We start from the raw sequence: 24,242 nt of genomic DNA on the forward strand, positions 1-24,242 counted from the left end.
ATACGTATCTATTCAGGTCATCCAACAACTTTAGTTGTCAGCTGCCTAGTTCCATTGTATAGTAGGTGTAGCAGGTATTGGGTTCACAGTTATTGTCTGTGTAGCCGTTACGGTACAAGTCGCTGGACTAAATGTCGATGAATAAGAAACATCAACAGTATAAGTGACAGAGCCTGCCGCTGTTTCAGTTCCCGTATAGGTACTTAAAGTAGCACCAGGTAAAGCTACCCCATTCCTTTTCCATTGATAAGTATAACTGTAATTGGCATCATTTACCGGGGTTGCCGTCAGAGTAATTGAAGTCGGGTTACTTGCCGTGCTCGCACAGACAGCAGTAGGACCGGCGATTACCGGGGTTATTGGCGGCAGTACAAATACATTGTACGGTGTTGACATATCAGACAAACAACCAGTGGCATTTTCTGTCACAAGGGCATAAGTATAGTAACCGGAACCCGCGGCAGTAGCCGGAGATGCAGTTTCTGTATAAGTGTTGCTGGCGCTTGACTGCACTAACACCATAGTGCCCGATGAATTCTTTTTATACCACAGGTACTGTGTGGCAACAGTTGAACTTTTGAGTAATATCTGGCCGCCACTACAAACATACTGTTGTATGTTTCCTGACGGAACCGATGGATCGCTGGGTCCTGAAAATGGCGCCTGCGCAGATGCGGCAATTGAAATGCAAGAAATCAGAACTGTAAAGAGTGCTTTAATAAGCTTTGAGCTGGTTTTCATTTTATTGTGATGGGGGTTAATCTCCCCTTTTTACGAAATCCACACTCAATAGTTTATTTTCATTTACATAAAATTAAGTTTATTAACCTTTGGATAATTAATTGTACAACAGCGGAATATGAAACATACTTAAATATGTGTAACATAATAGTTACAAAAAAATAATCCTTAAATAATATTCACAACAATATCCTGTGTAAGAAATACAAGGCAGAAATGGGCATTTCAAGGGAAAATTCGAAAGCCAGCCGTTTACATCTGTCTGTGGGTATTATCAAACAAACAGCCCTTTATGATATATAAAGAGCTGTTAAAAGTTTATAAAACACACTTAATGATACTTTATAACTTTACAGTTTCGGGGAGATATTTAGCAATCAGATCCTCATAATAAGGTCTTAATTCAGAAACAACCGGTGTAACCGGGCTTTTTGAATACAGATCATAAGGGTTAAACTTCTCCACCCATTGAAACATCTGCTGATCATGGTCATTCAGCAAATGATCATAAGCCTTTTCCCGGTGTTGCGAATAAAATGAATGGTAGCGGATCATATAAAGAGCAGGCTCAGGCAAATAATCTTTTGTCAACTGATATAAATACTCATCGTGCCCCCACGATATCTGCACATTATCCATTCCGCAATGGGGCGAATAAACGCCATATTTAGTATTGTAGCGTTCATCGTAAGTGTCCGGGTTGTCGGCAAAAAACTCAGGATAAACAATCTTGTCCGAAAATTTGCATCCTACCGGGAAGGTGTCGCCTACTACATTCCATTGAGGTTCGCCAAACAGGCAGAGCACTTTACCTAAATCATGGATAAATCCAGTCAACACAAACCAATCCGGATGCCCGTCGGCACGTATAGCTTCGGCAGTCTGCAGCAAATGTTGCAACTGGTCGAGCTGCAGATCAGGATCTGATTCATCTATCAAAGTATTGAGGTACTCCATAGCGGCCCACCACGGCATTTCTTTTTGCTCAAACTTCAGGAAACGCTCCTTCTTAGCAAGCACGTTTTCATAAGTTTGATATTTATGATTTAAACGATAAAACTCACGCACGGTATCAACCTCCGGGTTATCGTAGTTCCTGAATTCTTCTTTCGCTTTAGCTATATTGCCAGGTTCAGGATATCGTTTAAGTACATCTTCTTCCCACTCGTCGAGGCTCGACAAAGGGAACATTTCCTTCTTGGTTAATTTTTCCATAATTTGATTATAGTTGATGTAATATATTTAGTTAAACACCTTTATATAAATTTGTTAGCTTAAATTTCCGATTTATTTACGTAATCGTTTTCGTTAAAAGCTCTTTCTTACTTCACTTCAATATTTTTATTCCGATCACCAGGTATCCGTATACCTTTCAAATACGATTGACTCACCTTATTCAATAATATAACAGGCAGTGATGTTGTCATGGGAATATTTACATCATTCAAGCTCAGTCCGCCCACATCGTCGGCTATAAACGCCGGCCTGTAATCTTTCCCATTACAAGTTAGCACTATGTTCCTGATTTTAATACCATCAGCATGCCTGATGTAAAATCCCCAGGCCGGCAGTTCGCCAAACATCGAAAACTCGGGATAGTTCTTAATCTGCTCCGGTACTTTATTCAAACTATCCTTGCTTACATATGCAATTTCCTTTTGAGCGTCGCCGGAGTAATTGATTTTAATGTTTTCAAGAGTAACATCTTCTACCCTGCCTGATGGTATGCCTACTATGGATGATGGAAAAACGTTATGCGGATCGCGTACTGCGGGGCCTTCCATCTGGTAGCCTGCATCGGGCTTACCTGCCGGCACATCAACAGCTACATTGCTGATGTGGATCCCACGCACTTTGCCTACCGGCGCTTTTTGGTTGCGATGACCAAGCCTGATAAAAATGGCATTCCCTGTATTGGTAGCTTTAATGTTATCGACATTAATATCCTCCAGGGTGCCGCCATCAACGGATTCCAGCGCAATGGCTGAGCGGAACGTATCATAAACAATGATATTTTTTACTGTGATATTCTTAAATCCACCATGTGAGGCTGTTCCGAATTTGATCGCACTGGCACTTGATCTCACTTTACAATCGGCCACGTAAACATTTTCACAAACCTCTTGAGAATTCTCAGATTTCAGACAAATTCCGTCATCAGCTGCATTAAAAAAACTATTAGTAAGTCTTGCATTTTTGCAATCTACTATATCAATGCCGTCATTGTTCCAAAATGTTACGCTCTCAACCGTTATATGATCTACAATCAGGTTCGAACAACTTTTATAGTTCTGTACCCAGCACAGACCGTTTTTAATGGTAATATCCTTAATCCTGACGTCATCACAGTTTTTGAATTCGATTAATTTGGGGCGATTATCTTCTTCAGGTCGTACCTGGTGCCATGGATTCTCTGTTTTCCATTCCGTATCACGTAAAGTTCCGGCATTTAGCCTGACATAAATATCTTTTAGCAATGCATCTCCCTGTCCGTCAATTGTACCCTGTCCGGTTATGGCAATATGATGCTGATGATTAGAAACGATTAACGCAGATGCCTTGCCATCACCATAATCCGCCCTGACGGGGCTTCCCAGAAGAAAAGCATCTTTATCCAGGTGTAGTTCAACATTTGATTTAATATTGATGACGCCGCTAACAAACTTACCAGCAGGAATAAGCACTATGCCTCCTCCTTGTACTGAGGCTTCATCAATCATTTTTTGGATAACAGTTGTATTATTGGTTTTGCCATCGGCAACTGCACCGTAGCGCATAATATTGTAGACCTTTATTTGTGCTGATGCCCCTATGGTAGCACAACCCAGTAGTGAAGCAGTAATGAATAATTTTATTTGTGAGCGTTTCATTGATGATGATTCATATTTTAAAAAACAACTTGTTACGGTACAAAAACCATAGCAGTATGAGTTGAACAAGGGTGACGCTTATTGCGGTGTATACTGCTTGCCAAGCTACCGGTGTCAGATGGATCAACCCGCCGAAAAGATATGCGGCCGTATGCCCAAAATTAACCAGTCCTTCAGAACATAAATAGATCAGGATAGAGTTAGTACCAATCCACACAAAAGGTATCGACCATTTTTTTACCCCGGCTACATCAATAAGCAAATAGAAAACAGCCAGAAATTGCAAACTCCAGCCCCCCACATATAAAACAAATGAGCTTGACCATAAGCGTTTATTGATCGGGAACTCCAGGTTCCAGATACTACCCAGTAGGATAAGTATGAGTCCTGCTGCAAAAAGCATCAAACCTTTCTTAAGCATCGTCCATTTAGGGGAATGCCATCTTAAAAAGCTCCCGGTAAGCACGCCAAGCAACGCCGTACTTATAGCAGGAATGGTAGATAAAATACCTTCAGGATCGTGTATTTTATCATGTAATCTGCCTGGTATTAACAGCGTATCAATGTATGACTCAAGGGAGCCCTGCATGGTCAACACACCTGCTCCATATCCTGGCACAGGGATAAACATCATCGCGGCCCAATATCCGGCCAAAAAACCAGCAAACCACAGTATTTGCCCACGAAGGCCGCAATTTAAATAAACAATTCCTGCAAAAAACCACGCCAGACCTATGCGCCCGAGTACACTGGCAAATCGTGTATTCTCATAACCATTGAATTTTAAAGCACCGTTTACCATCATACCTAATAAAATGAGTATGACAGCGCGCTTCAACATCGACAGATAAATATCTCTTTTTGTTTTACCTGAAAGCTGCCAGGCCTCCTGAACGCCGGCCTTGGCCACTTTGCTTCCCACAGAATAGGGCATCGAAACGCCCGCTATAAAAAGAAAAAGCGGGAATATCATATCGTAAAATGTGATGCCGTTCCACACGGTATGATGCAGTTGACCAGAAAGCCATAGCAACAGCGGCCACTGGGTAACTTTTGCAAGAGTATGGACAATCTGCTCGCCGCTCATGATCCAGAACATATCAAATCCCCGAAGCGCATCGAGCGACAAAAGCCGGCCTGGTTTGTATGAAGTGAGTTGTTCTGTCATTTAATTCGTTTAGTTTTCATAGGCAGCACCTATTACCGTGCGGTATTTTTTATAAATAGCCTGGCATTCGGGAATGCTATTACCAACCGTAATAACAGGATAATTTTTATGACCATTTACCCATTCCCATTCCCAATGCCTGATCGTATTGTCAAATGCTTTCACATCGACTTCCTTCCCCGCTTTCATCGCTCCCCTCACGTCAACAAAAAACTTTTCCCATCGAACCTTATAAAAATCATTCAATAAACCACTCCACTGCCTGCACGAATACTCATGCAACGGGCTGTTCTCATCGCCCCATAAGGTGATCAGATCGCGGGCATTGCGTTCATAAATATCTTGTTCGTCTTTATTAATGCCCTGTTTGCGTGCATCTGCAATCCACGTCCCTAATAAGAAGTCCTTACGGGTAGCTAGTAGTCTATCCATATCACTTATTAAATCAAGAAACTGGCCGCTGTATTTATTAAAGGCTGCTATATTTTTTTGCCGGTAGGCATCAACCCACCTCTTTTGCAATGGCAAGGCATAATTAGCCAATGCTTGCCTGGTAACATCCACCAGGTCGTATCTAAAACCATCGCTATTTTTACTTAATGGAATAGCGCTGATCATAGCATCCCACGCAGGCAGGAAATCTCTCGGCTTATAATTAAAAGTAGTATGCGTCCAAACAGTGTTGGAATCTAATGTAGGCCGGCCGGTAACGATCGACTCAGATCCATCTCTTATGATCGATCCGCCGCTGTAAACTGTTTTCCGCAATACGTTCCAAGCTTCTGTGGTATATTTATTAATAGTACCATAGCGGTTCAACTGGTATTGTTTTATCCAGTCATCCAAATTAATGGGCTCGGTTTGCCAAGTGTTTGCTGTCATCAACTCATAAAGTACCGGATTTTGCTCAATGGCTTCCATAGTAAGGCCTATGCCTTCCATTTTTTTTGAGGCCGGATCTTTCAGCGCATTTGCAGGACCATCCGCCACACCGTTCATTCGACCAAACATCACGATATTACCGCCAAAATTGTGCAGCATGTTCCATATCCAGGGTTTGCCGTAGAAGGCCTCTGTTCGTTTCCAAACGGGCTGTATTTCAGCAGCCAGATCAAGTACGATCATACGATCATCGGGCACCGCATTCAACAGTGCTTTTACCTGTGGCTGTTTCCAGAATTTGCGGTCGCTATAAAAAAGCCAGCCCTGCATCACCCAGATTCCCTTTTTATCGGCAATATTTATAGCTTGGTATACACGATTGCCTAAAGCCGATAAGTAAGTGGTGTCGTCTGTCGGCGGCTCATTCTCGTTGAACGTATCTGCAGAGTACAAATGATCTGTTCCGTATAATTTTGTCTGCTCTTCAATAAACTTTTGGCCTATTTTGGCGAACATGGGATCTTCTGTATCTAACAGATAAGTATCATTAAAACCATTGTGCCAATTGGTCTTTTTCAGTTTTGAATCAGGAAAATATTTTGAAAACGATGCAGGCACATGCCCTGTAAATGATTGCAGGATAGGCCTCATGCCCAGTTCTCTTTGGCGCTTCAATATTTTTTGCTGCAAATCGCGATGACTCTCCATCCAGTTTAGGGGCAATGGGCCGCCCCATCCATCCAAGTTGCCCATCCAAAACCAGGCAAAATACGCCGGGCCGCAGAAGAAACTTTTCAGATCTTCGTCGCTAAAGCCCATGTTTTTATAAACCTTGTACCAGGTATATTCCTGTCCGGTAAGTGCAAGCGGCATATTAATGCCATGCATGGCCATCCAGTCAATTTCTTTTTGCCAGCGGTCCCAACCCCACCAGCTCATGCTGTAATTGTAAGTACAATAATTCAGATAATAGCGATACGTGTAGGGCGTTGCCTTATGAATCTTCCGGGTTACAACCGGTAATTTTTGGGGTAATTTCAGGTTGGTACCGTTCCATGTCACCTGGCAATGGCAATATTGATTCAGATAATAATACAGGGCCGAAGCTATGGCAACACCGTTGTTACCCCGCAAAATGATCTTACTGCCCCTGCTTTCAACTTCAAATGCGTCTTTACCATCTGTATGAAGCTGTTCAATTGCGAAAGCGGCCGCATGCTGTGGAATTATCCTTTTTATAAGCGCATAAGAAGCTTCCTTGTTTACCTGGGCATATAATGGGTTGATCGTTAACATCGCACATGACAACATCAAACCAAACAGGAAACAACGGGATAGCACAGTTTTTTTCATAAGATCAAGTTACGAACCATGCAGGACATCTGCACATTTATCCGGCTAAATAAGAAATAGAATGTGGGCCGAAGCCCACACTCTCACCTAACTTATCTCAACCTACTATTAACTTTCTAATATCCGGGGTTTTGAATCAGCTTACTGTTCAACTGCAATTCAGGCGTTGGTATCGGGAATATACGTTTGTTGGGGTCGGCATCTGTTTTTATGCCCCATGGCTTCTCGTATTGCCCGAACCTTATCAAGTCATTCCTGCGCCAGCCTTCATCAGCAAATTCACGTGCACGTTCCGCTAACAGAGCATTCAGATCAACTGAGCTAAAGGCTGCCGCCTGAGCTCTTGCCCGCACCTGGTTTACTAATGATAGAGGAGAATCACCATTGGTGGCATTAGCGCCACGTAATATTGCTTCAGCTTTTTCCAGCAAAATATCAGCATACCTGAAAAGAGCCACATCATTGCTCTGGTTACGGGTCGGTGCCTGGCTGTCCGGGTAGTACTTATTGTTCCGGTACCCCTCTTCATTGGCTAATTCGTCGTTACCAATATCAAAAGTCGAAGGATTTCTCCAAACAATGTTTGGAGTAAATTCCAATTGATGATGTACTGTATCACTTGGATTTGGTCCACTATAGCTAGCATCAAGGCCTACTTTTGTCGTAATGATAATAATTGGCGCTCCATTAAAATCATACTGTTTGCCTGTAAGGTATTGTCCGTTACGAATATCGTTAGGATCATTAAAGTTAGCGTAGTATGATGGATAAGTGTAAACCGGCCCATCAGGATTATATGGCATATTATATTTCGTCTTCAAAGCTGGGTGTAATGTCCAACGGGCGTAGTACATACCTTGTGCATAAACCCCATCATAAGGAATGGCATAAATAAAGTCCTTTATTTGGGGACCGTTATTAGGTTTAAACATACCCAGGTAATCAGCGTCAAGTTTATATACGTTTGCCGAGATTATATTGTCACACATGGTCACGCAATCCTGGTACCTTGCAGTTCCGGTATAATACTCCGCATTAAGATACATTTTGGCTAAAATGGCGTAAGCCAGGTATTTGGTTGGCCTGCCGTAAGTTGTTGCATCTACAGTACTGCTTAAATTTGGAATTTGCGCCAGCAGTTCACTTTCAATAAAAGCAAATACTTTTGCCCTTGGTTGTGTACCCATACCGGTGGTATCGCCAAACTTGGTAATAATTGGCACATTAGCGAAGTTGTCCATCATAAAATAATAACACATTGCCCGCATAGCTTTTATTTCAGCTATCGTTTGAGTTTTGCTTGAACTTTCGGGAGCTGAGTTGAACAACGACAAAACCTGGTTACAAGTGCTGATAGTACCAAATCCCCACTGCCACATAGTCTCAAGATTTCCGTTGTCGCCAGTGTAAGTATGAAGGTTCAAAGTAGAATAGTTACCACCATCAAACCAATTTCCTCCACGTGCCACTAAAACCTCCATATCAGTACTTAAATTTTCGACTAACCACCACTGCCTGCCCGGTGCACCTCTAAACGATGTGTAAATAGGCCCGGTAGCTGCCACAAATTGCGCCGCAGTTGTTGGGAAATTCGCGGGAGTAAGTGCCGAGGTTGGCTTTACATCTAACTTGGTACAGCCCGACAAACAGACGGTGACTGTACAAACGGCTAAAATGCCGGTATATAAATTTCTTTTAAAACGATTCATCTTTTTTGATCTTAAAGTTTAATTATAAATCCACTTGTATGCCACCAAGGAATGTGCGGGTTTTTGGATAGTAGTTATTCATATCCACACCAATAAACTGTCCGCTTTGCTGGTTATTAAGGGTCAGATTTAATTCAGGATCTACACCCTTGTACTTGGTTATGATAAACAGGTTGCTACCTGTAACATATAAACGCACAGCATGAATGTAGTTGCCGTTAACTTTAAACCTATAGGATAATGTCGCATTGCTCAACCTGATAAATGCACCGCTTTCAAGATAGCGGGTCGAGTATAGGTTGGCATTTACATCACTTATCGGCTCACTTAAAGTCATTACCGGTACGTTATGGGTCGAAGCTGAATAAGGGGTGTTAAAATCAGCCAGAGAAGCATCCATTATTTTGTTTCCTCCCTGCCCGCGGAAGAAGAAGTTAAAGGAGAAATTTTTGTAAGTCAAAGTGTTACCCCAACCGAAAATATATCTTGGTTGTGCGTCTCCTGCATAGGTGCGGTCGGCGCTTGTAGGAGTTGTAGTTGGCTGGCCATTGGCACCCAGGTATGTTGAAACGCCATTGGTCCTACCCAGGTATTTAAGCGTATAAAATTCTCCAAGAGGATAACCCGCTTCTGTAATAGAAACTGTAGTACCACTTTGTCCCGGTCCTTCAGGGTCACCAGCATATATTTTGGACAAATCTTTACCCAACGAGGTGATCTTGTTTTTGTTAAATGATATGTTTCCGTAGCTTTCCCATGTAAAGTCTTTCGTTTTAACAGGTGTACCGCTCAGGCTGACCTCGACACCTTTGTTATCCATGCTGCCCACATTTTCATACTCATATGGAAACAAATGTGTCGCGCTTGAAACTGGTACCAATGATATCATATCGGTTGTTTTTTTGTCGTATATGTCAACTGATCCGCTTAATCTGCCTTTGAGTATAGTAAAATCGATACCAGCGTTTGTTGTGGCAGTTGACTCCCATTTCAAATCAGGATTATCGTTTTGGGTAGGTCCGATAGCGTTTATCCAGTTATTATTATAATAAAAAGTACCGCTCGACCCATATAAAATCAATGGTGTATATGCATCAAATCCTAGCGAGTTACCTGTTTTACCATAGCCGACACGTATTTTCAGGTCATTTAACCAATCTTGCGACTTCATAAACGACTCATCGCTAATTCTCCACGCAGCTGAAGCTGCAGGGAAATATCCCCAGCGATTATTTTTACCGAAAGCATTTGAACCATCGCGACGAAGTGAGGCTTGTAGAATGTACTTACCATCATAGCTATAATTTAATCTGCCATAGAAGGAAATGAGCCTCAAGGTCTCATCATAATAGGTCTGATAATTAGGTAAATTATTTTGCCCCAGTTTTAAGTTATAATAACTTGTTGCATCCGAAACAAAATTTTCGTTACTCACGCCAAACCCGTTACCAGTTTCGCTGTTGTCGTACGAATAACCCACCAGGGCTTTTAGATTGTGCTTTGCCCAGGTATGCTCATAATTTAGATAATTTTCAAACAGTTTCTTGGTTTCCTCATTCTGTGAGCGGGTAGCTACACCATTTTGGCCAATAGCCAGCTCTGAAAAAGAGTTTAGATAACTATTGTTTGTATAGTTTTTATCCTGATATGCCAGGTTCAGATTGTAAGTAAATCCAAAAGGCAATTTTAATTCGGCCTTGGCATTTGCCAAAAGCAGGTTGTCTTTTGCCTTGTATTTATTGGTTTCCAATAGGCCCAATGGGTTGAAACCCAACACCAGTGTCGGATCATTATAGAAAGTACCGTCTGCATTATAGACTGCCCTGGTTGGCAGATATTGAACTGCTGCTCTGAACACGTTAGGGTTAGCACCATTGGCCTGATTATACTGTTGGTCATTTACAGTCAAGTCTCTATTAGTTATTGAATTACTCAATGAAAAATCTAGCTTTAACCTGTCGTCCAATGCTTTTTGTGATACGTTGATCTTGCCAATAAACCTGTCCATCCCGCTGGTTTTTAATATGCCCTGATCCTGCAGATAGTTTATGTTTGCGCTATACGCAGTTTTGTCGGTGCCCCCGCCAAACGACAGATTGTGATTTTGCGAAAATCCGCTGCTACGTTCAATTTGTTGTTCCCAGTTGGTTGTACCGTTGTCATTAGCGGGAGTTAAACTTTGGTTATTGGCAGCCAGGTAAGCTTTTAACTGTGCTGCGGTTGCCACTTTAAACTGCCTGGCTATCTTTTCGTCTGCAGCATAGGCGTCATACGTCATCCTAAACTGGCCTGCTTTAGCTTTTTTGGTTGTAACAATGATTACGCCGTTAGTAGCGCGACTACCATAAATTGCTGCTGCTGATGCATCTTTCAATACATCAATTGAAAGAATGTCAGAAGGAGCCACCAGGTTAAAATCTGCGTCTGGCACGCCGTCTATAACATAAAACGGAGCGGATGCTGCACCTGCACGGAATGATGAGGGCCCTCTCAATGTAACTGTTGCGGTACCGTTAGGGTTACCATCATTAGTAATGTTAAGGCCGGCCACCTTACCTTCCAAAAGGTCGGCAGGGTTGGCAACAACGCCCTGGTTAAAGTTTTCGGCCTTAACTGTCGAAATAGCGCTGGTCAACTGGCCCTTCGTACTGGTGCCATAACCTATTACCACCACCTCATTCATGGCTTTTGCTGTTTCACTGAGGGTAATTGTTAATGAGGCTTCATCACCTACTGTCTTCTCCATAGCCTGGTAGCCTATAAAACTGAATCTTAAAACCGCGCCTTTGGCAGCATTAATAGAGAATGCACCGCTGGCCGAGGTAGCAGTTGAATTGCTTGTTCCTTTAACCTGTACAGTAACACCGGGCAGTGGTGAGCCCGAGGCATCCTTAACAATACCTTTGACAGCAATGGTTTGCGCCCACAAACTGCTAAAGGTAAAGGTGAACAATACAAGCAAAATACTACACAAGTATCTTGTCTTGAATAGTTTGGGTCTAATTGTCATCATAGCTTTCTTAATTAGTTTGGTTGTTGATTTTTGATTTGTAAACTTTTATTAATTGGTAAAAATTCATTAAATTTAAATAACAGGGTATAATTGTATTTTGAACAATTATCTGTTCAAAAACATTGCTTCAATAAGCTTTACAATTTTATTGGTTTATAGAAAGCGTATATTAACGCCAGCTAAATGTTATATTGTAGACCTAAATTGATTTATTTTTCAATTGCTTTTATTGATTTACAAGTATTTATTTACGTAAACGTTTACGAATAAAGGTTTATTGAACACTTATTTGTTAGTTGAGGACGATCAGAATTATGGGAGAAATTAATATAAAAAGGCTAGCCAGTGAGCTGAATTTATCGGCGGCGACAGTTTCCAGAGCGCTGAGGGACAGCCATGAAATCAGTGCCGAAACTAAGGCCAGGGTGATGGAAATGGCAAAAAAACTAAACTACGAACCCAACCCTTTTGCCAGTAGTTTAAGAAGACAACAAAGTAAAACTATAGCTGTAATTGTACCGGAAGTTGCTAATAATTTTTTCTCGCTGGCGATAAAAGCGATTGAAGAAGTGGCAAGGGCAAAGGATTATCATGTATTGATCTACCAAACACATGAGAGTGGTGAAATTGAAGCATCTTTTATGACTAGTCTTTTAAGCGGCCGGGTTGATGGCGTACTTATTTCGCCGGCAAGCCATGTTGCAAATAAAGAATATTTCCAGAAAGTGAGCGAGAAAATGCCAATGGTTTTTTTCGACCGCGATCATGCCGATATTGAAGGGGTAAAAATAACTACCGATGATTACGACAGCGCTTATAATGCTACTCAGCACCTGGTAGACGCCGGTTGTAAAACCATCGGATACCTGGCAGCATTGGAAACACTTACCACCGGAAAGAAAAGGTTGCAAGGGTACCAGGATGCATTGAAAAACAACAATCTTAAGTGTCAGCCTGACCTGATTGTGAGTAATTGCGAAAATAATGAACCTTGTCATTCCAAAATCAAAGATTTTATTAGCCAACAAAAGCCCGATGGGATAATATCCTCTATAGAAGAGCTGGCCATCCCTTGCTACTATGCCTGCAAAGAGTTACATCTGAATATCCCGAAAGACTTAAAACTGATCACTTTCTCCAATCTTTCTCATGCTGAGTTGCTCAATCCGCCACTCTCTACCATTAATCAGCCAGCTTTTGAAATAGGTAACGAAGCCGCAACTATACTATTCAAGATGTTCAGCAAACGCTGGTATGACCCCAACATTACCATAAGCCTCAAGTCGAATATTATCAAGAGAGAATCAACACGATCTTAATTGATATAAAAATAATACAAAAAATAAACGTTAAATAAACACTAAATATGCTTAAACTTGTATTAATTTAACCAGGCAAACTGTTTTTTGGTAATAGTAGCTGAACCTTTAATATGCAAAAATATTCTAAACAAACCCGCTTACTCTTAGCTGTAGACTGTATCATTTTTGGTTTTGATGGCGATGAGCTAAAGGTTCTGTTGATAAAACGCGGGTTCAACCCGGAAAAAGGCAATTGGAGCCTGATGGGAGGCTTTGTGCAAGCTACTGAAAGTATCGACCAGGCAGCAAACCGGATTTTAAAAGAATTAACAGGCATTGAAGGGGTTTACCTGGAGCAGCTTTACACTTTCGCCGATCCAGACCGCGACCCGACAGAAAGGACTGCGTCTGTTTGTCATTTTGCACTGGTTGATATTCATAAATACGAGGCGCAGCTAAGTAATGATTACCGGGCAGAGTGGTTCCCGTTAAAACGTTTTCCTAAACTGATTTTTGACCATCAGGAAATGGTTGAAATGGCAAAAAAACGGATACGGTACAAAGCCGCCTTCCATCCTATCTTGTTTGAATTACTTCCGGATAAATTTACGCTGCCCCAACTACAGAATCTTTATGAGAGCGTCTACAGTACTTCTATTGACAAAAGAAATTTCAGCAAACGGGTATTAGCAACCGGCTTATTGATCAAGCTTACGGAAAAAGATAAAACCAGTTCAAAACGTGGCGCTTTCTTTTATCGGTTAAACACACAAAACTATTATGCCAAGTTCCAGGCCTTCTTGAACTTTATTCCAAATCCTGACACTTTGAGGTATTAAACGCCAATTATAAACGAATTTATCAGGTATTTGACCGAACAATTGGCCCCATTGACCGGAAAGCTATAGGGGCTCAAAACAATTGCTGTTAACTTGGCAGCATGATCAATACAATTACATTATTACTGTTTTTCCTGACAGTTTCGTTGAGTATGGGTGGCGGCCTTTATGAAATATTAGTAATATACCCTAACTGGAAACACGATGTGGATCCGCGGACATTGCGCGCTAAACTTGAATCATCCGGACAAATACTTGCTGCTAAACGGTTCTGGCCACTGGTATCGCCTGCACAGGGCTTGTTATCTATCATAAACATCATACTTGCATGGAGGTATACCGGTGACGCACATACTTACTGGCTGGCTGCTGCAATTGCGGTATTCATTACGCGCGTCATCACTTTCAGTTATTTTATACCTGTTATGATCCGCAAAATCATGCAGCCTGAGCAAGTTGAAACTGGTCGCCTGCAAGCCATTGTAAAGCAATGGACAGCCTTAAGCCCGCTGCGTTTGCTTCCAGAATTATTTGCATGGTATATGTTGGCTATCGCTTTAATGCATATTTGAGTTACCAGCTTATAAAAAAATAATGGCTGCTGAACGGGCGTTCAGACAGCCACTTTATAAACCAATTATTAGAGGGGCTTGTGGATATGTTTTATGTCAATGCAATTCGTTTAGAATTGGCTTGCTGATTGTTTTCAATGTTGTTTGTTCTGATTTAAGAAGTTCCAATACCACTACTTCATTATTAGTCTTTTTAAGCCATTCTGCCGGTAAGTAAATGGTTTGCTGAGGGCCTATAGACCAGTATCTGCCTAAATTATGCCCGTTAACCCAAACTATACCTTTACCCCAACTACGCATATCCAGGTAGGTATCGGCAACCTTCTTAAGATCAAATGACCCTTTTTTGATTGCCGGGGAACCTGCATTTATTTTACCCGATTTGAAAGCAAGATCTTTCACTGAACTAAATGGCAAACTATACATTTTCCAGTTTTTTAGTTCTCTTCCTGCGAGCAATACTTTATCTGTAATACCTTTTTTATTTTTCAATAAATAGGGTCCAAAGTTTATTCTGCCCAGGTTCTCAACCAAAATTTCCAGCTTCACTTTTCCTTTTGGCAAATCCACCTGCAAGCTATCTTGTTTAAGCCGCCTGTCTAAAACTCCAGCTTTTTTCCCATTTATGTAGATGATACCATAATCTCTTAGTTCTTTAATTTTCAACGTGCCTGATACGCCACCATCAACTATAGTGCGGTATAATAGAAAGCCATAAGCCTGGTTTAGATCTTCAAAAGTGAGCGGCTCCGGATTCAATTTAGGTGCGGGTAAAATATCGAACAGGCTGGTGGCTTGTTTTAATTGAACGTCTGGGATAACAATAACTGGTTTTGATTTGGGCACGGACGGCAATACCTGTCCTGCAGCCAAATGTTTTTGTATAACCGAACGGAATTTCATGAATTTATCGGTTGCATTCCCGGCTTCATCCAGTGGCGCATCGTAATCATAGCTGCTGATCTGAGGTTCATATGGATCTCGATCGTTATAATTTGCACCATTCATAAAACCTCGCGTAGTACCACCGTGAAACATATACATGTTAATTGAAATGCCTGCCGCCAATACCGAATCCAGTCTGTTAACATACTGCTCAGCAGGCACGGTATGGTGTTTCGTACCCCACCAATCGAACCATGCCGGATACCACTCGGCAATATAAAATGGTCCTGTACCGTTATGATTTTCCTTTATCAGCGCTTTAACTTCTGCTGGATTATCAATACCGTTTATGGCAGGAAGTAAACCGGGCAAGTGACCGTCTTTTATAGCAGGTTTAGGATCGCAGGTATACAGAAGCCCATCAAAACCTGCCTCAATAAACATTTGCTTGTTTATAGCCAGGTATTCTTTATCATTTGAATAGGAACCATACTCGTTCTCAATCTGCACCATCAAAATATTACCACCATGATTTATTTGCAACGGCGCGAGTTGCTTTCCAACCGCATTAATATATTTCCTATATTCTTCCAGGTATTTAGGGTCTTTGCTTCGCACAACAAGGCCCTCCTCTTTTTCCAACCAATACGGGTATCCTCCAAACTCCCATTCGGCACACACATACGGGCTCGGGCGAAGAATCACCCACAAGCCTTCTTCTTTTGCAATCTTTACAAATTCGGCAACATCATTATTGCCGGAAAAATCAAATTTCCCCTTCTGCGGTTCGTGCAAATTCCAGAAAACATAGGTGCCAATTGTATTCAATCCCATCGCTTTCGCCATCTTCATGCGCTGTCGCCATGCTTCGCGTGGTATCCGTGGATAGTGCATTTCACCGGAGATCATTTGCAATGGTTTGCCATCCAACAAAAAGGCATCGTCACCCAATTTAAAGGTATGCGACTGAGCAATTGTATAATTGACACTTAAAAAAATAATTACAAAAAAGAGGAGGGTTTTTAATTTCATTTTCAGCATTTTAAAGCGTTGTTATAGTGTAAGTCGGGGTATTGTGATTAATAGTTAAGGTGAATTATGTGGTTGTTGATCAAACAGGTTCAGGTTCCATTTATCGAGCCAATTGATCCGGATTTCGTCCCCTTTAAAAGTGATTGGCAGCCATAAATATCTTCCATCAATTGCATTTTCAGGTTTCCACAGATCGGCCATAAAAATGAAAGCATCCTTTTTCCCTTCAACAGGCAGAACATAGGTGCTTTGCCCTTTGAAAGTTAATTCTGAACCGGGTCCCTGGCAGGGGTTCCCGTGAAACGTCCATGGTCCCCATATGCTATTCGCGGTAAACCAACGGGCCGCATTAGGCGCCCATCCTGTACAACCCGAACCTAACATATAATACTTTCCGTCTCTTTTAAATAAGGCCTGTGCTTCTGTTTGATGACCAATATAAACCCGTACAAATTTGCCAGTATAGCCTGTATACTCATCATTAAGTTCTGCTATTTGCAAGGTGTAGTTCTCTTCGGATGAAAACACATGATAAGCTTTCCCGTCATCATCTACAAAAACTGTCATATCACGTATCATTTGTCCGGAAGATACATCACGGCAAAAAAACTTATTGGCATTAGTGACGGTATCACTGCAATTAGCCTTATCGTTTTCAGGTGTACCCGCTGGGTAGAATGGCATTTTACCCGAATTCGCCCTGAAGCTTTTTAAATACTGATATGGCCCGGTTACGCTGCTGCTTGTTGCAATACCAGCCAAGGCAGAGCCATATCCCTTTCCCAAAAGCTCGAGGTGAAACCACATCACGTATTGTTTAGTCCGGCTATTGTAAACAACCTTTGGCCTTTCAATAATGCTCCCGCGGGCAATGTCGCTTTTGGGGTCATCGCTTACCTTTAAAGCTATTCCTTCATCCTTCCAGTGATATAAGTCTTTTGACGAATAACAATGTATACCCACCTGGGCCGAGTTGCCTTTTTTCCCTTCAATTTTGTGTTCGCCAAACCAGTAGTAAGCACCATTTTGGAATAATATCCCCCCACCATGCGCATTGATATGCACGCCATTATTGTCCGGCCAAATAGCTCCGGGATAAAAATTTGCATCTGCAGGACCTGTAGTTTGTCCTTCGGCGTTAAAGACAGTTAGTAATAAAGCTACCATCAGTGATACAACCGGAAGTAATTTTTCTACTATTCTTTTTTTGAACAATTTGTTTGCGTATTGAAAGTATCTTATTTATGTCCTTTAACTTTATTTACTACCCACTCTCCTACTTGAGTACCCTGTTTCATACCACTATTAATAGCATCTTCAAAATGGATACCGCCCCAAAAGCGTGACATTCCCGCTTCTGCTGCTGCCTGTTTAAATGAAGTAAAACTTCTGGGAGGCAGTCCGTATTTTTCTTCCACATTGTCTGTATAATGCAAATTGTCGCCGAAATAACTCGTCAGGATAACTGCTGATGTAGAAGAAATGCAAGAGTGCCCGCTTAAATATTCGGGGAATGGTGGCGTTTGTAATAACGGTCTCCAGTTTGGGTCAATATATTTGCGGATAGCTGTTTCGGGTCTGATACGATTACTTCTATACTTTTCGTCCCAGCAACACATAAAACTATCCATTAATCCCATAGATACGACAGTGTGAATTTCCATTGCTTTGGAAAAGCCTGTTTTTGTCTGTTTACAAACTATACCTGTAATCCCAAGCCAGTGTGCGCCTGGTGAAATTTTCTTCAAGCCGATGAGCATGTGACCGTTGTCCTGTACCGCAAAAGGATTGCAGTCCCAAAAAGCAGCTATGGTGCGGTGTTCCGGCGTTAGCTCACTTCCACCTAACTTGTAGCATCTTAGCATATATTTATAAAACTCGGATCGCTTATCGGTTGAAAATTGTATTGGCCGCGATACCTTAAATTGCGAAGCGGAATCAAGAGTAAATGGGCGAATGGTATTAAAGTAAGGTTCTACAGGCGCCATATAGGCAGGTGGCGTCGGATACCAGGTGCTATCTTTCCCAAGCGGCGTATACCTGGTGTAGTTACTAATACGATTGTACCTGTCCTTTTTGGCATAAGCCAGTATTTTTTTACTGATCGCCTGTGCATAGTGTTTTGAGCTATCAATAACCTCGTCGGTAAAACCAATTTTCCGGCATGAGTCAAGGAAAGTCTGCTCATACGTAACCATTAGGCTGCTACCTGATGGCTGCATCTTTCCGGCGGTTTCCATCATGGCGATCAATGCACTCAGCTGATAATTGTATCCATTAGCAAATGATGGCTTTTTGATATCAGGATATTCATTTAATATCCCATGCATACTCTTTTCCGTCTTGTCGTTCTCAGATACTATTTCGTAACCTGCCAAACAGGTGTAGGAAAAGAAACGGGCAGCAAGCGGAGGGTTAGTGATATCGTGGATCATGATCACTGACATCTGATTCACCACTTTTGAGATGTCACTACTTGTTAGAACGGGCTGAGTTTGGTTTTTCCTGCAGCTATTACTTAGGACGGTTGCAGTAAACAAAACAATTAATAATAAAGCCTTCTTTCTCATATCTTAATTCTCCTTATAGGCTTTTATTCCCTGTTGGTTAATACCGAATAGCAATGTTTTATTAATTTCTAAAACGCTTCTCACATCGCCCCATAAATGGAAGCCCGACTTTAGCTGAGGGACATAAGTAAAATGTCCTTTACCATCACCTTTTAACAAAATACCATAGTTTGCATCTGATTTTCCTAAGCGCAACCTTGCCCTGTTAATATTACCGCATAATAGTATATCCTTATTGCCATCATGATCATAATCTAATGTAGTAATAGTGAATACAGGTGAAGATTGGACCTCTAATGGCAATGCTGTTGAATGCAATTTGCCTTTAGCATCACTTAAATAATAGCTTGTAGAAAGATTGTTGGCTTTTAAGTGGCCCGCTCCCTGGAACTCCAAAGTGGTAAAAATATCAGCAAGCGATGCATCCGCGTAGCTCTTATAATCCGGGAACCGGGAACGCATCACACTCATCTGTTCCAATAGCTCATCGCGCGAAACATAAGGGTAACTTTTGCCCTGGATGTAAAAGCACAGAATAGGATCAACCGCTCCATTGTCGTCAAAATCCTTATAATACATTTCGGCAGGTTCGGCAGCGCTAACTTTACATTGCGTGTTTAATCCTTCATTGCCTATAATTAAGTCTGGGTGTCCGTCATGATTAAAATCATCAACCAGTATTTTGTTCCACCAGCCATTTGTCGGCCCTTCAAAATAGGTACTGGAATTGTCTATTAGTTTGCCATTATTGTTGATCATTACCGTGACCGGCATCCACTCACCCACTAAAATAAGGTCAGGTTTTTTATCGCCATTCATATCTACCCAGGCGGCATCGGTAACCATACCAATATGCTGTAATGAAGGCGATACCTGCTTAGTTTGATCAGTAAAATGGCCTTTACCATCATTTATGAGCACATAACTGGTTGGCATTTCCGGATATCGTCCCGGTATTACCCTTCCGCCTACAAACAAATCCGGATGGCCGTCACCATTAATGTCTGCTACCCTTACACAACTTTTACTGCTGCGCATTTTAGACAAAGCACCATTGGATTTGGTGAAATTGCCTTTGCCATCGTTCAAATAAAGGCGATCTTGCAGTAAAGGGTCATCCGGTGCAAAATTATCATAGCCTCCGGAACATACATATAAATCGGGTTTACCGTCACCATTGGCATCAAAAAACACTGCATCGGCATCGCTGCTCTTTTTATCAGCTTCAAATGAAGGTTCTGATTTTGCTATAAAGCCGCCACCTGGCTGTTGAATATATATGGCACCTGGTTTACCATTACCACCACCTACATATACATCCTCCAGGCCATCGTCATTGATATCTCCTTTTATCATGCAAGGACCGGAAAACGATAATGGATTTACCAACAACGGTTGCCGTTTAAAATCATTAAGGTTACTCTTTTCCTGCGTATTCACTACAGGTGATTTAACTTCAGTAAATATGGACTGTGGAATTTTAGAAGGTTGAAAATTGCCGTTGGCATCTTTCTCATTCAATGTAAGTTGCTGATCAACCTTAACATTTTTTAGGATTTGCTCCTTACCCTGCTGCCACACCACTCGTAAAGAATCTATTCTGGTATCCTTTCCTAATCCAAAATGCAATATCGGCGATACGCTTGATTGAAAGCCACGGCTTGGCATTTGCTCCAGGTATTGCTTTTTATCTTTTACATAAATGGTAACTTTTGCGCCTACACCTTGAGTATTTTTGCCGGCACCATCCAGCTTAAGCTGCAAATAATGGTTATCTAATTGCTTGTTGGCTTCGTTTTGATAGATGAATGCCGGTTGATTAATGTTATTAACCACCAGGTCCAAATCACCATCATTATCCAAATCAACGTATGCTGCACCATTACTGTTAGATGATTGGGAGATACCCCAGGCGGTACTGGTATTTGTAAAGGTAAGGTTGCCATTATTCTTGAACAAATAGCTCTTTACCTGCGACGACGGCATCTTTTGTACCAGGTTATAGATGTCCTGACGCATCAATCGCCTGTCTTTTAAGTAATCGCCCATGTATTTTACAAAGTCCATATTGGTAAAATCGCGGGTATAACCGTTGGTTACAAACAAGTCTTTCCAGCCATCATTATCGTAGTCAGCAAACAAAGGCGCCCAGCTCCAATCGGTATTTGAAATTCCGGATAGCTGGCCAATTTCGCTGTATGTTCCATTTCCATTATTTATTTGCAGCATATTGCGCATATATTGATAATAGAAACCTGTGCGAAGTGTCAGGTCAAATTTTTCATAGTTATCGGGCGCAAATAATAATTTTTGGCGGTGATTATCTTCCGGAAGCATATCCAGGGTAAAAATATCAGGCAAGCCATCATTATTTATATCCGATATATTATTCCCCATCGAGAATTGTGAGGTATGCCCGACAGAAGATTGTAGTTTGTTAGTGAATGTACCGTCTCCGTTATTGATGTACAGAAAGTCGGGGATTGTATAGTCGTTCGATATATAGATGTCCGGCCAGCCATCACCGTTCACATCATCTATTGCTGCTCCCAAGCCATAAGTAAGGTCCGAACTGCTTATACCGGCTTCAGCTGTTACATTCTTAAAAACTCCGTTATCGTTTCTGTATAATCTCACACCGTTTAAGGAGTTTTGCCTCTTCAGAGCTTCTGCTGTGTTCACCTCATCCAAAACGGGCAACTGAATAGGGCTGTGATTCAATAAAAACATGTCCAGATCGCCATCTCTGTCATAGTCAAAGAAAACGGCCTGGGTACTGTAGCCTTCGTCAGCTAACCCATATTGTTGTGCCTGATCAATAAAATGCGGAACACCATCCTTATCATTTCCCTGGTTGATAAATAACTGGTTCTGGCGTTTCTCAGCCCTTACATTTCCAGAATAGCATACATAAATATCCAGTTTACCATCGCCATTTACATCTGCCATTGTAACCCCGGTTTTCCAGGGGCCGGGTCTGCCTGCAACACCAGCAATAGCTGTAACCTCATCAAACTGCATGTGTCCTTTATTCAGGTACAGTTTATTGTCAGTCATGTTACCTGTAAAATACAGATCAGGCAAGCCATCACCATTTAGGTCGCCAGTGGCTACGCCTCCCCCATTATAAAAATATTCATACATCAAAACGTTGGTATTTAAACCCTCAGCCAATGTATTGCTAAAATCCACATGAGTTTGTTCGGGTGATAATAAAGTAAATAAAGGACTACCGCCTGTATCTCCGGCCTCTTTATCTCCAGACTTCCGGCCACAACCTGCTAATGCTAACCCTCCGATAAAAAGTAACCGGTAAGATAATTTGATGTACGTATTCACAAAAGTTTAAACTTAAATTAATGGATTAAATATAAAAGAATGCCGGGTATTTAACCCCGGCATTCTTCACATTAAATATATAGATTTTTATAACCCATTAATTAATAACCAGGGTTTTGAACCAATTTTTTATTCTTGTTCATTTCGTCCCTGCTGATTGGCGGGAAGTAGACCTTATCGGCCCAGGCACGGTTTTCAACGCCCGGATCGATTTCCTGCACTGTATAGGTATAGTTATAATTAGTAGTATTATACCTGTAAATAGGCACCGTTGCACCTGGTTTAAGTGTGCCGGTGATCTTAATAATTTTAACTTTATTACCCAATGTTGTTGGTGCTATCATCCAGCGGCGGGCGTCGAAGAAGCGTTGCTCTTCAAACAGCATTTCTTTGTTACGCTCACGTCTGTACCGGTTTACCAGTGCAGCACCGCCGGTTTCGGTAACCGCCGGCAAGCCACAACGGAAACGTATTTTATTCAACCAGGTGATAGCGTCTGCGTTATCCCCTAATTCGAGACATGCCTCAATGTAATTAAACACCACTTCGGTATATCTGATTTGCGGTGAAGGTACTTCTGAACGGGTATTCTGATCCATAATAGCAGGGTTAGGATCCATAAATTTCCTGATAGCATAACCGGTGCGGGTTCCGTTCCAGTTTTCAATAGGCCCATTCCTGGTATCCAAGCCAAAGTAAGGTTGAGGGCTTGAAGCGCTACCAATTTGATAGGTTCCCATTTGGATCTCATTATAAGGGTCGATACCTGCACCATCCGCTGTACGTGGTTTCCAAGGTGCACCATCATATAAGATTGACGCATAGAACCTCGGATCACGGTTTGCATAGGGTGCCGCTTTATCCGCCGCATTATTCCAGTCAAAGTCACGCCAAGTCCCTGTTGTTCCATCTAATGTTTCATAATCGTCTACCAGGTTTTGGGTTGGCTCACTTGATGTCCAGCCGTGGTAACCATTGGTACAGTTGTTACGGCCATACCATGCTCCCCACTCGTCCTTGGCGTTGCTGAAATATCTTGCAAAAATAATCTCAGCTTCACCGCCATTTCTTGACAAGTAAGAGTTTTGGTAGTTAGTAAAACCATCAGCCGCACTTGCCGGAGCAGATAAATTAAGCATATAACCATATTTGCCCATATCTAAAAAGGCCTTTGCCGCGTCTTGTACTTTTTTCCAGCGACCGTCATGATCACTGGTGGTATAACCTAATAATTCAGGATGAGCATAACTGGTAACAGTGCTGATTGCTTTTAGGTTAGTAGGATCATGCAGGGCGCTCGCAGCATAGGTTAAAACTCTTACTTCAAGCGCCTTCGCAGCGTCAGCTGTAGCACGCCCTTTATCCATAGTTTTATTGCTTAACAAACTGGCCGCCTGATCCAGATCACTTAATATAAAATTCACGCAGTCTTCATAGCTGCTCCTTGCGATACTAAAGTCAGTCGCAGTTGCGCTGTAGGAGGATTTTACAAGGGGAACACCGCCATAAAAACGCAGCAACTGATTGTAGAAATAGGCGCGCATAAAATAGGCTTCGCCTTTTAACCTGTTTACCAGTGCTGAATCAAGCGACGACTTGGAAAGTTGCTCCAGTGAGATATTAGCAGACCTTATCCGGGCGTACATTGCATTCCATTCGTACCTGTCTTGTAACCCACTCAGATGGTCAGGGCTTACGTTGCCTTCCATAATGTCCTGCTTTCCGAAATTGTAAAGGGCATTATCGGTAAGGCAATCGTTATTCATTTGGTCCAATAACCCGGTACTCAGTCCGTTATATAATTCCGTCACAAAGGCCGTAGAAAGGTTAGGATCCGACCAGGTGGCCTCAGCCGATGCCTGGTTTAACGGCTTCGTACTCAGGAAGTCTTTCTTACACGAGGCAAGCAGCACGCCTGAGACGATTACTATTGCTGAAATATTTCTTAAATATGTTTTCATATCGTTC

15 protein-coding genes are annotated in these 24,242 nt (G+C 41.8%); 3 read left to right on the forward strand and 12 right to left on the reverse strand.

Going from position 1 to position 24,242, the window contains the following annotated elements:
- Window positions 1-45: 45 nt before the first annotated feature.
- From Q3A68_RS09540 to Q3A68_RS09570, 7 genes are all read right to left on the reverse strand, one after another.
- On the reverse strand, window positions 46-741 hold the full coding sequence (locus Q3A68_RS09540) for a hypothetical protein (RefSeq protein WP_302900844.1): 696 nt from the start codon (window positions 739-741) through the stop codon (window positions 46-48).
- Between the two features lie 342 nt (window positions 742-1,083).
- Window positions 1,084-1,956, reverse strand: a complete 873-nt coding sequence (locus Q3A68_RS09545; protein ID WP_302900845.1) for an inositol oxygenase family protein — start codon at window positions 1,954-1,956, stop codon at window positions 1,084-1,086.
- A gap of 107 nt (window positions 1,957-2,063) precedes the next feature.
- A complete protein-coding gene (locus Q3A68_RS09550; RefSeq protein ID WP_302900846.1) occupies window positions 2,064-3,611 on the reverse strand; it encodes a glycoside hydrolase family 28 protein in 1,548 nt (515 codons plus the stop codon).
- A 10-nt stretch (window positions 3,612-3,621) separates the two neighbouring features.
- Complete coding sequence (locus tag Q3A68_RS09555; RefSeq protein ID WP_302900847.1) at window positions 3,622-4,779, reverse strand: acyltransferase family protein; 1,158 nt, start codon at window positions 4,777-4,779, stop codon at window positions 3,622-3,624.
- Window positions 4,780-4,788: 9 nt separating this feature from the next.
- Window positions 4,789-7,014 carry an alpha-N-acetylglucosaminidase gene (locus tag Q3A68_RS09560; RefSeq protein WP_302900848.1) on the reverse strand — a complete coding sequence of 742 codons (2,226 nt, stop codon included), beginning with the start codon at window positions 7,012-7,014 and terminating at the stop codon, window positions 4,789-4,791.
- A 116-nt stretch (window positions 7,015-7,130) separates the two neighbouring features.
- The gene (locus Q3A68_RS09565; RefSeq protein WP_302900849.1) at window positions 7,131-8,723 is read right to left on the reverse strand and encodes a RagB/SusD family nutrient uptake outer membrane protein; all 1,593 of its coding nucleotides are present in this window, start codon (window positions 8,721-8,723) and stop codon (window positions 7,131-7,133) included.
- Window positions 8,724-8,745: 22 nt separating this feature from the next.
- Window positions 8,746-11,736 (reverse strand): SusC/RagA family TonB-linked outer membrane protein, encoded by a 2,991-nt coding sequence (locus Q3A68_RS09570; protein WP_302900850.1) that lies wholly within the window; start codon window positions 11,734-11,736, stop codon window positions 8,746-8,748.
- A gap of 314 nt (window positions 11,737-12,050) precedes the next feature.
- Between Q3A68_RS09570 and Q3A68_RS09575 the strand changes: the two genes are divergently transcribed.
- From Q3A68_RS09575 to Q3A68_RS09585, 3 genes are all read left to right on the forward strand, one after another.
- The gene (locus Q3A68_RS09575) at window positions 12,051-13,055 is read left to right on the forward strand and encodes a LacI family DNA-binding transcriptional regulator (protein WP_302900851.1); all 1,005 of its coding nucleotides are present in this window, start codon (window positions 12,051-12,053) and stop codon (window positions 13,053-13,055) included.
- A gap of 113 nt (window positions 13,056-13,168) precedes the next feature.
- Window positions 13,169-13,876 (forward strand): NUDIX hydrolase, encoded by a 708-nt coding sequence (locus Q3A68_RS09580; protein WP_302900852.1) that lies wholly within the window; start codon window positions 13,169-13,171, stop codon window positions 13,874-13,876.
- Between the two features lie 101 nt (window positions 13,877-13,977).
- The gene (locus Q3A68_RS09585) at window positions 13,978-14,448 is read left to right on the forward strand and encodes a hypothetical protein (RefSeq protein WP_302900853.1); all 471 of its coding nucleotides are present in this window, start codon (window positions 13,978-13,980) and stop codon (window positions 14,446-14,448) included.
- Between the two features lie 96 nt (window positions 14,449-14,544).
- Here Q3A68_RS09585 and Q3A68_RS09590 read toward each other — a convergent pair whose 3' ends face one another.
- The 5 genes from Q3A68_RS09590 to Q3A68_RS09610 form a co-directional block, all read right to left on the reverse strand.
- The gene (locus Q3A68_RS09590; RefSeq protein WP_302900854.1) at window positions 14,545-16,365 is read right to left on the reverse strand and encodes a glycoside hydrolase family 35 protein; all 1,821 of its coding nucleotides are present in this window, start codon (window positions 16,363-16,365) and stop codon (window positions 14,545-14,547) included.
- A 54-nt stretch (window positions 16,366-16,419) separates the two neighbouring features.
- On the reverse strand, window positions 16,420-17,580 hold the full coding sequence (locus Q3A68_RS09595; protein ID WP_302900855.1) for a glycoside hydrolase family 43 protein: 1,161 nt from the start codon (window positions 17,578-17,580) through the stop codon (window positions 16,420-16,422).
- Window positions 17,581-17,603: 23 nt separating this feature from the next.
- A complete protein-coding gene (locus Q3A68_RS09600) occupies window positions 17,604-18,935 on the reverse strand; it encodes a vanadium-dependent haloperoxidase (RefSeq protein WP_302900856.1) in 1,332 nt (443 codons plus the stop codon).
- 3 nt (window positions 18,936-18,938) lie between these two features.
- Window positions 18,939-22,274 carry a VCBS repeat-containing protein gene (locus Q3A68_RS09605; protein WP_302900857.1) on the reverse strand — a complete coding sequence of 1,112 codons (3,336 nt, stop codon included), beginning with the start codon at window positions 22,272-22,274 and terminating at the stop codon, window positions 18,939-18,941.
- Between the two features lie 101 nt (window positions 22,275-22,375).
- The gene (locus tag Q3A68_RS09610) at window positions 22,376-24,235 is read right to left on the reverse strand and encodes a RagB/SusD family nutrient uptake outer membrane protein (RefSeq protein ID WP_302900858.1); all 1,860 of its coding nucleotides are present in this window, start codon (window positions 24,233-24,235) and stop codon (window positions 22,376-22,378) included.
- Window positions 24,236-24,242: the final 7 nt, after the last annotated feature.

The sequence above is a fragment of the Mucilaginibacter tolerans genome, from assembly GCF_030519375.1.
GTDB lineage: Bacteria > Bacteroidota > Bacteroidia > Sphingobacteriales > Sphingobacteriaceae > Mucilaginibacter.

Coding starts and splice junctions, on each gene's coding strand:
- Q3A68_RS09540 (WP_302900844.1), bottom strand. CDS start 741: ATGAAAACCAGCTCAAAGCTTATTAAAGCACTCTTTACAGTTCTGATT.
- Q3A68_RS09545 (WP_302900845.1), bottom strand. CDS start 1,956: ATGGAAAAATTAACCAAGAAGGAAATGTTCCCTTTGTCGAGCCTCGAC.
- Q3A68_RS09550 (WP_302900846.1), bottom strand. CDS start 3,611: ATGAAACGCTCACAAATAAAATTATTCATTACTGCTTCACTACTGGGT.
- Q3A68_RS09555 (WP_302900847.1), bottom strand. CDS start 4,779: ATGACAGAACAACTCACTTCATACAAACCAGGCCGGCTTTTGTCGCTC.
- Q3A68_RS09560 (WP_302900848.1), bottom strand. CDS start 7,014: ATGAAAAAAACTGTGCTATCCCGTTGTTTCCTGTTTGGTTTGATGTTG.
- Q3A68_RS09565 (WP_302900849.1), bottom strand. CDS start 8,723: ATGAATCGTTTTAAAAGAAATTTATATACCGGCATTTTAGCCGTTTGT.
- Q3A68_RS09570 (WP_302900850.1), bottom strand. CDS start 11,736: ATGATGACAATTAGACCCAAACTATTCAAGACAAGATACTTGTGTAGT.
- Q3A68_RS09575 (WP_302900851.1), top strand. CDS start 12,051: ATGGGAGAAATTAATATAAAAAGGCTAGCCAGTGAGCTGAATTTATCG.
- Q3A68_RS09580 (WP_302900852.1), top strand. CDS start 13,169: ATGCAAAAATATTCTAAACAAACCCGCTTACTCTTAGCTGTAGACTGT.
- Q3A68_RS09585 (WP_302900853.1), top strand. CDS start 13,978: ATGATCAATACAATTACATTATTACTGTTTTTCCTGACAGTTTCGTTG.
- Q3A68_RS09590 (WP_302900854.1), bottom strand. CDS start 16,365: ATGAAATTAAAAACCCTCCTCTTTTTTGTAATTATTTTTTTAAGTGTC.
- Q3A68_RS09600 (WP_302900856.1), bottom strand. CDS start 18,935: ATGAGAAAGAAGGCTTTATTATTAATTGTTTTGTTTACTGCAACCGTC.
- Q3A68_RS09610 (WP_302900858.1), bottom strand. CDS start 24,235: ATGAAAACATATTTAAGAAATATTTCAGCAATAGTAATCGTCTCAGGC.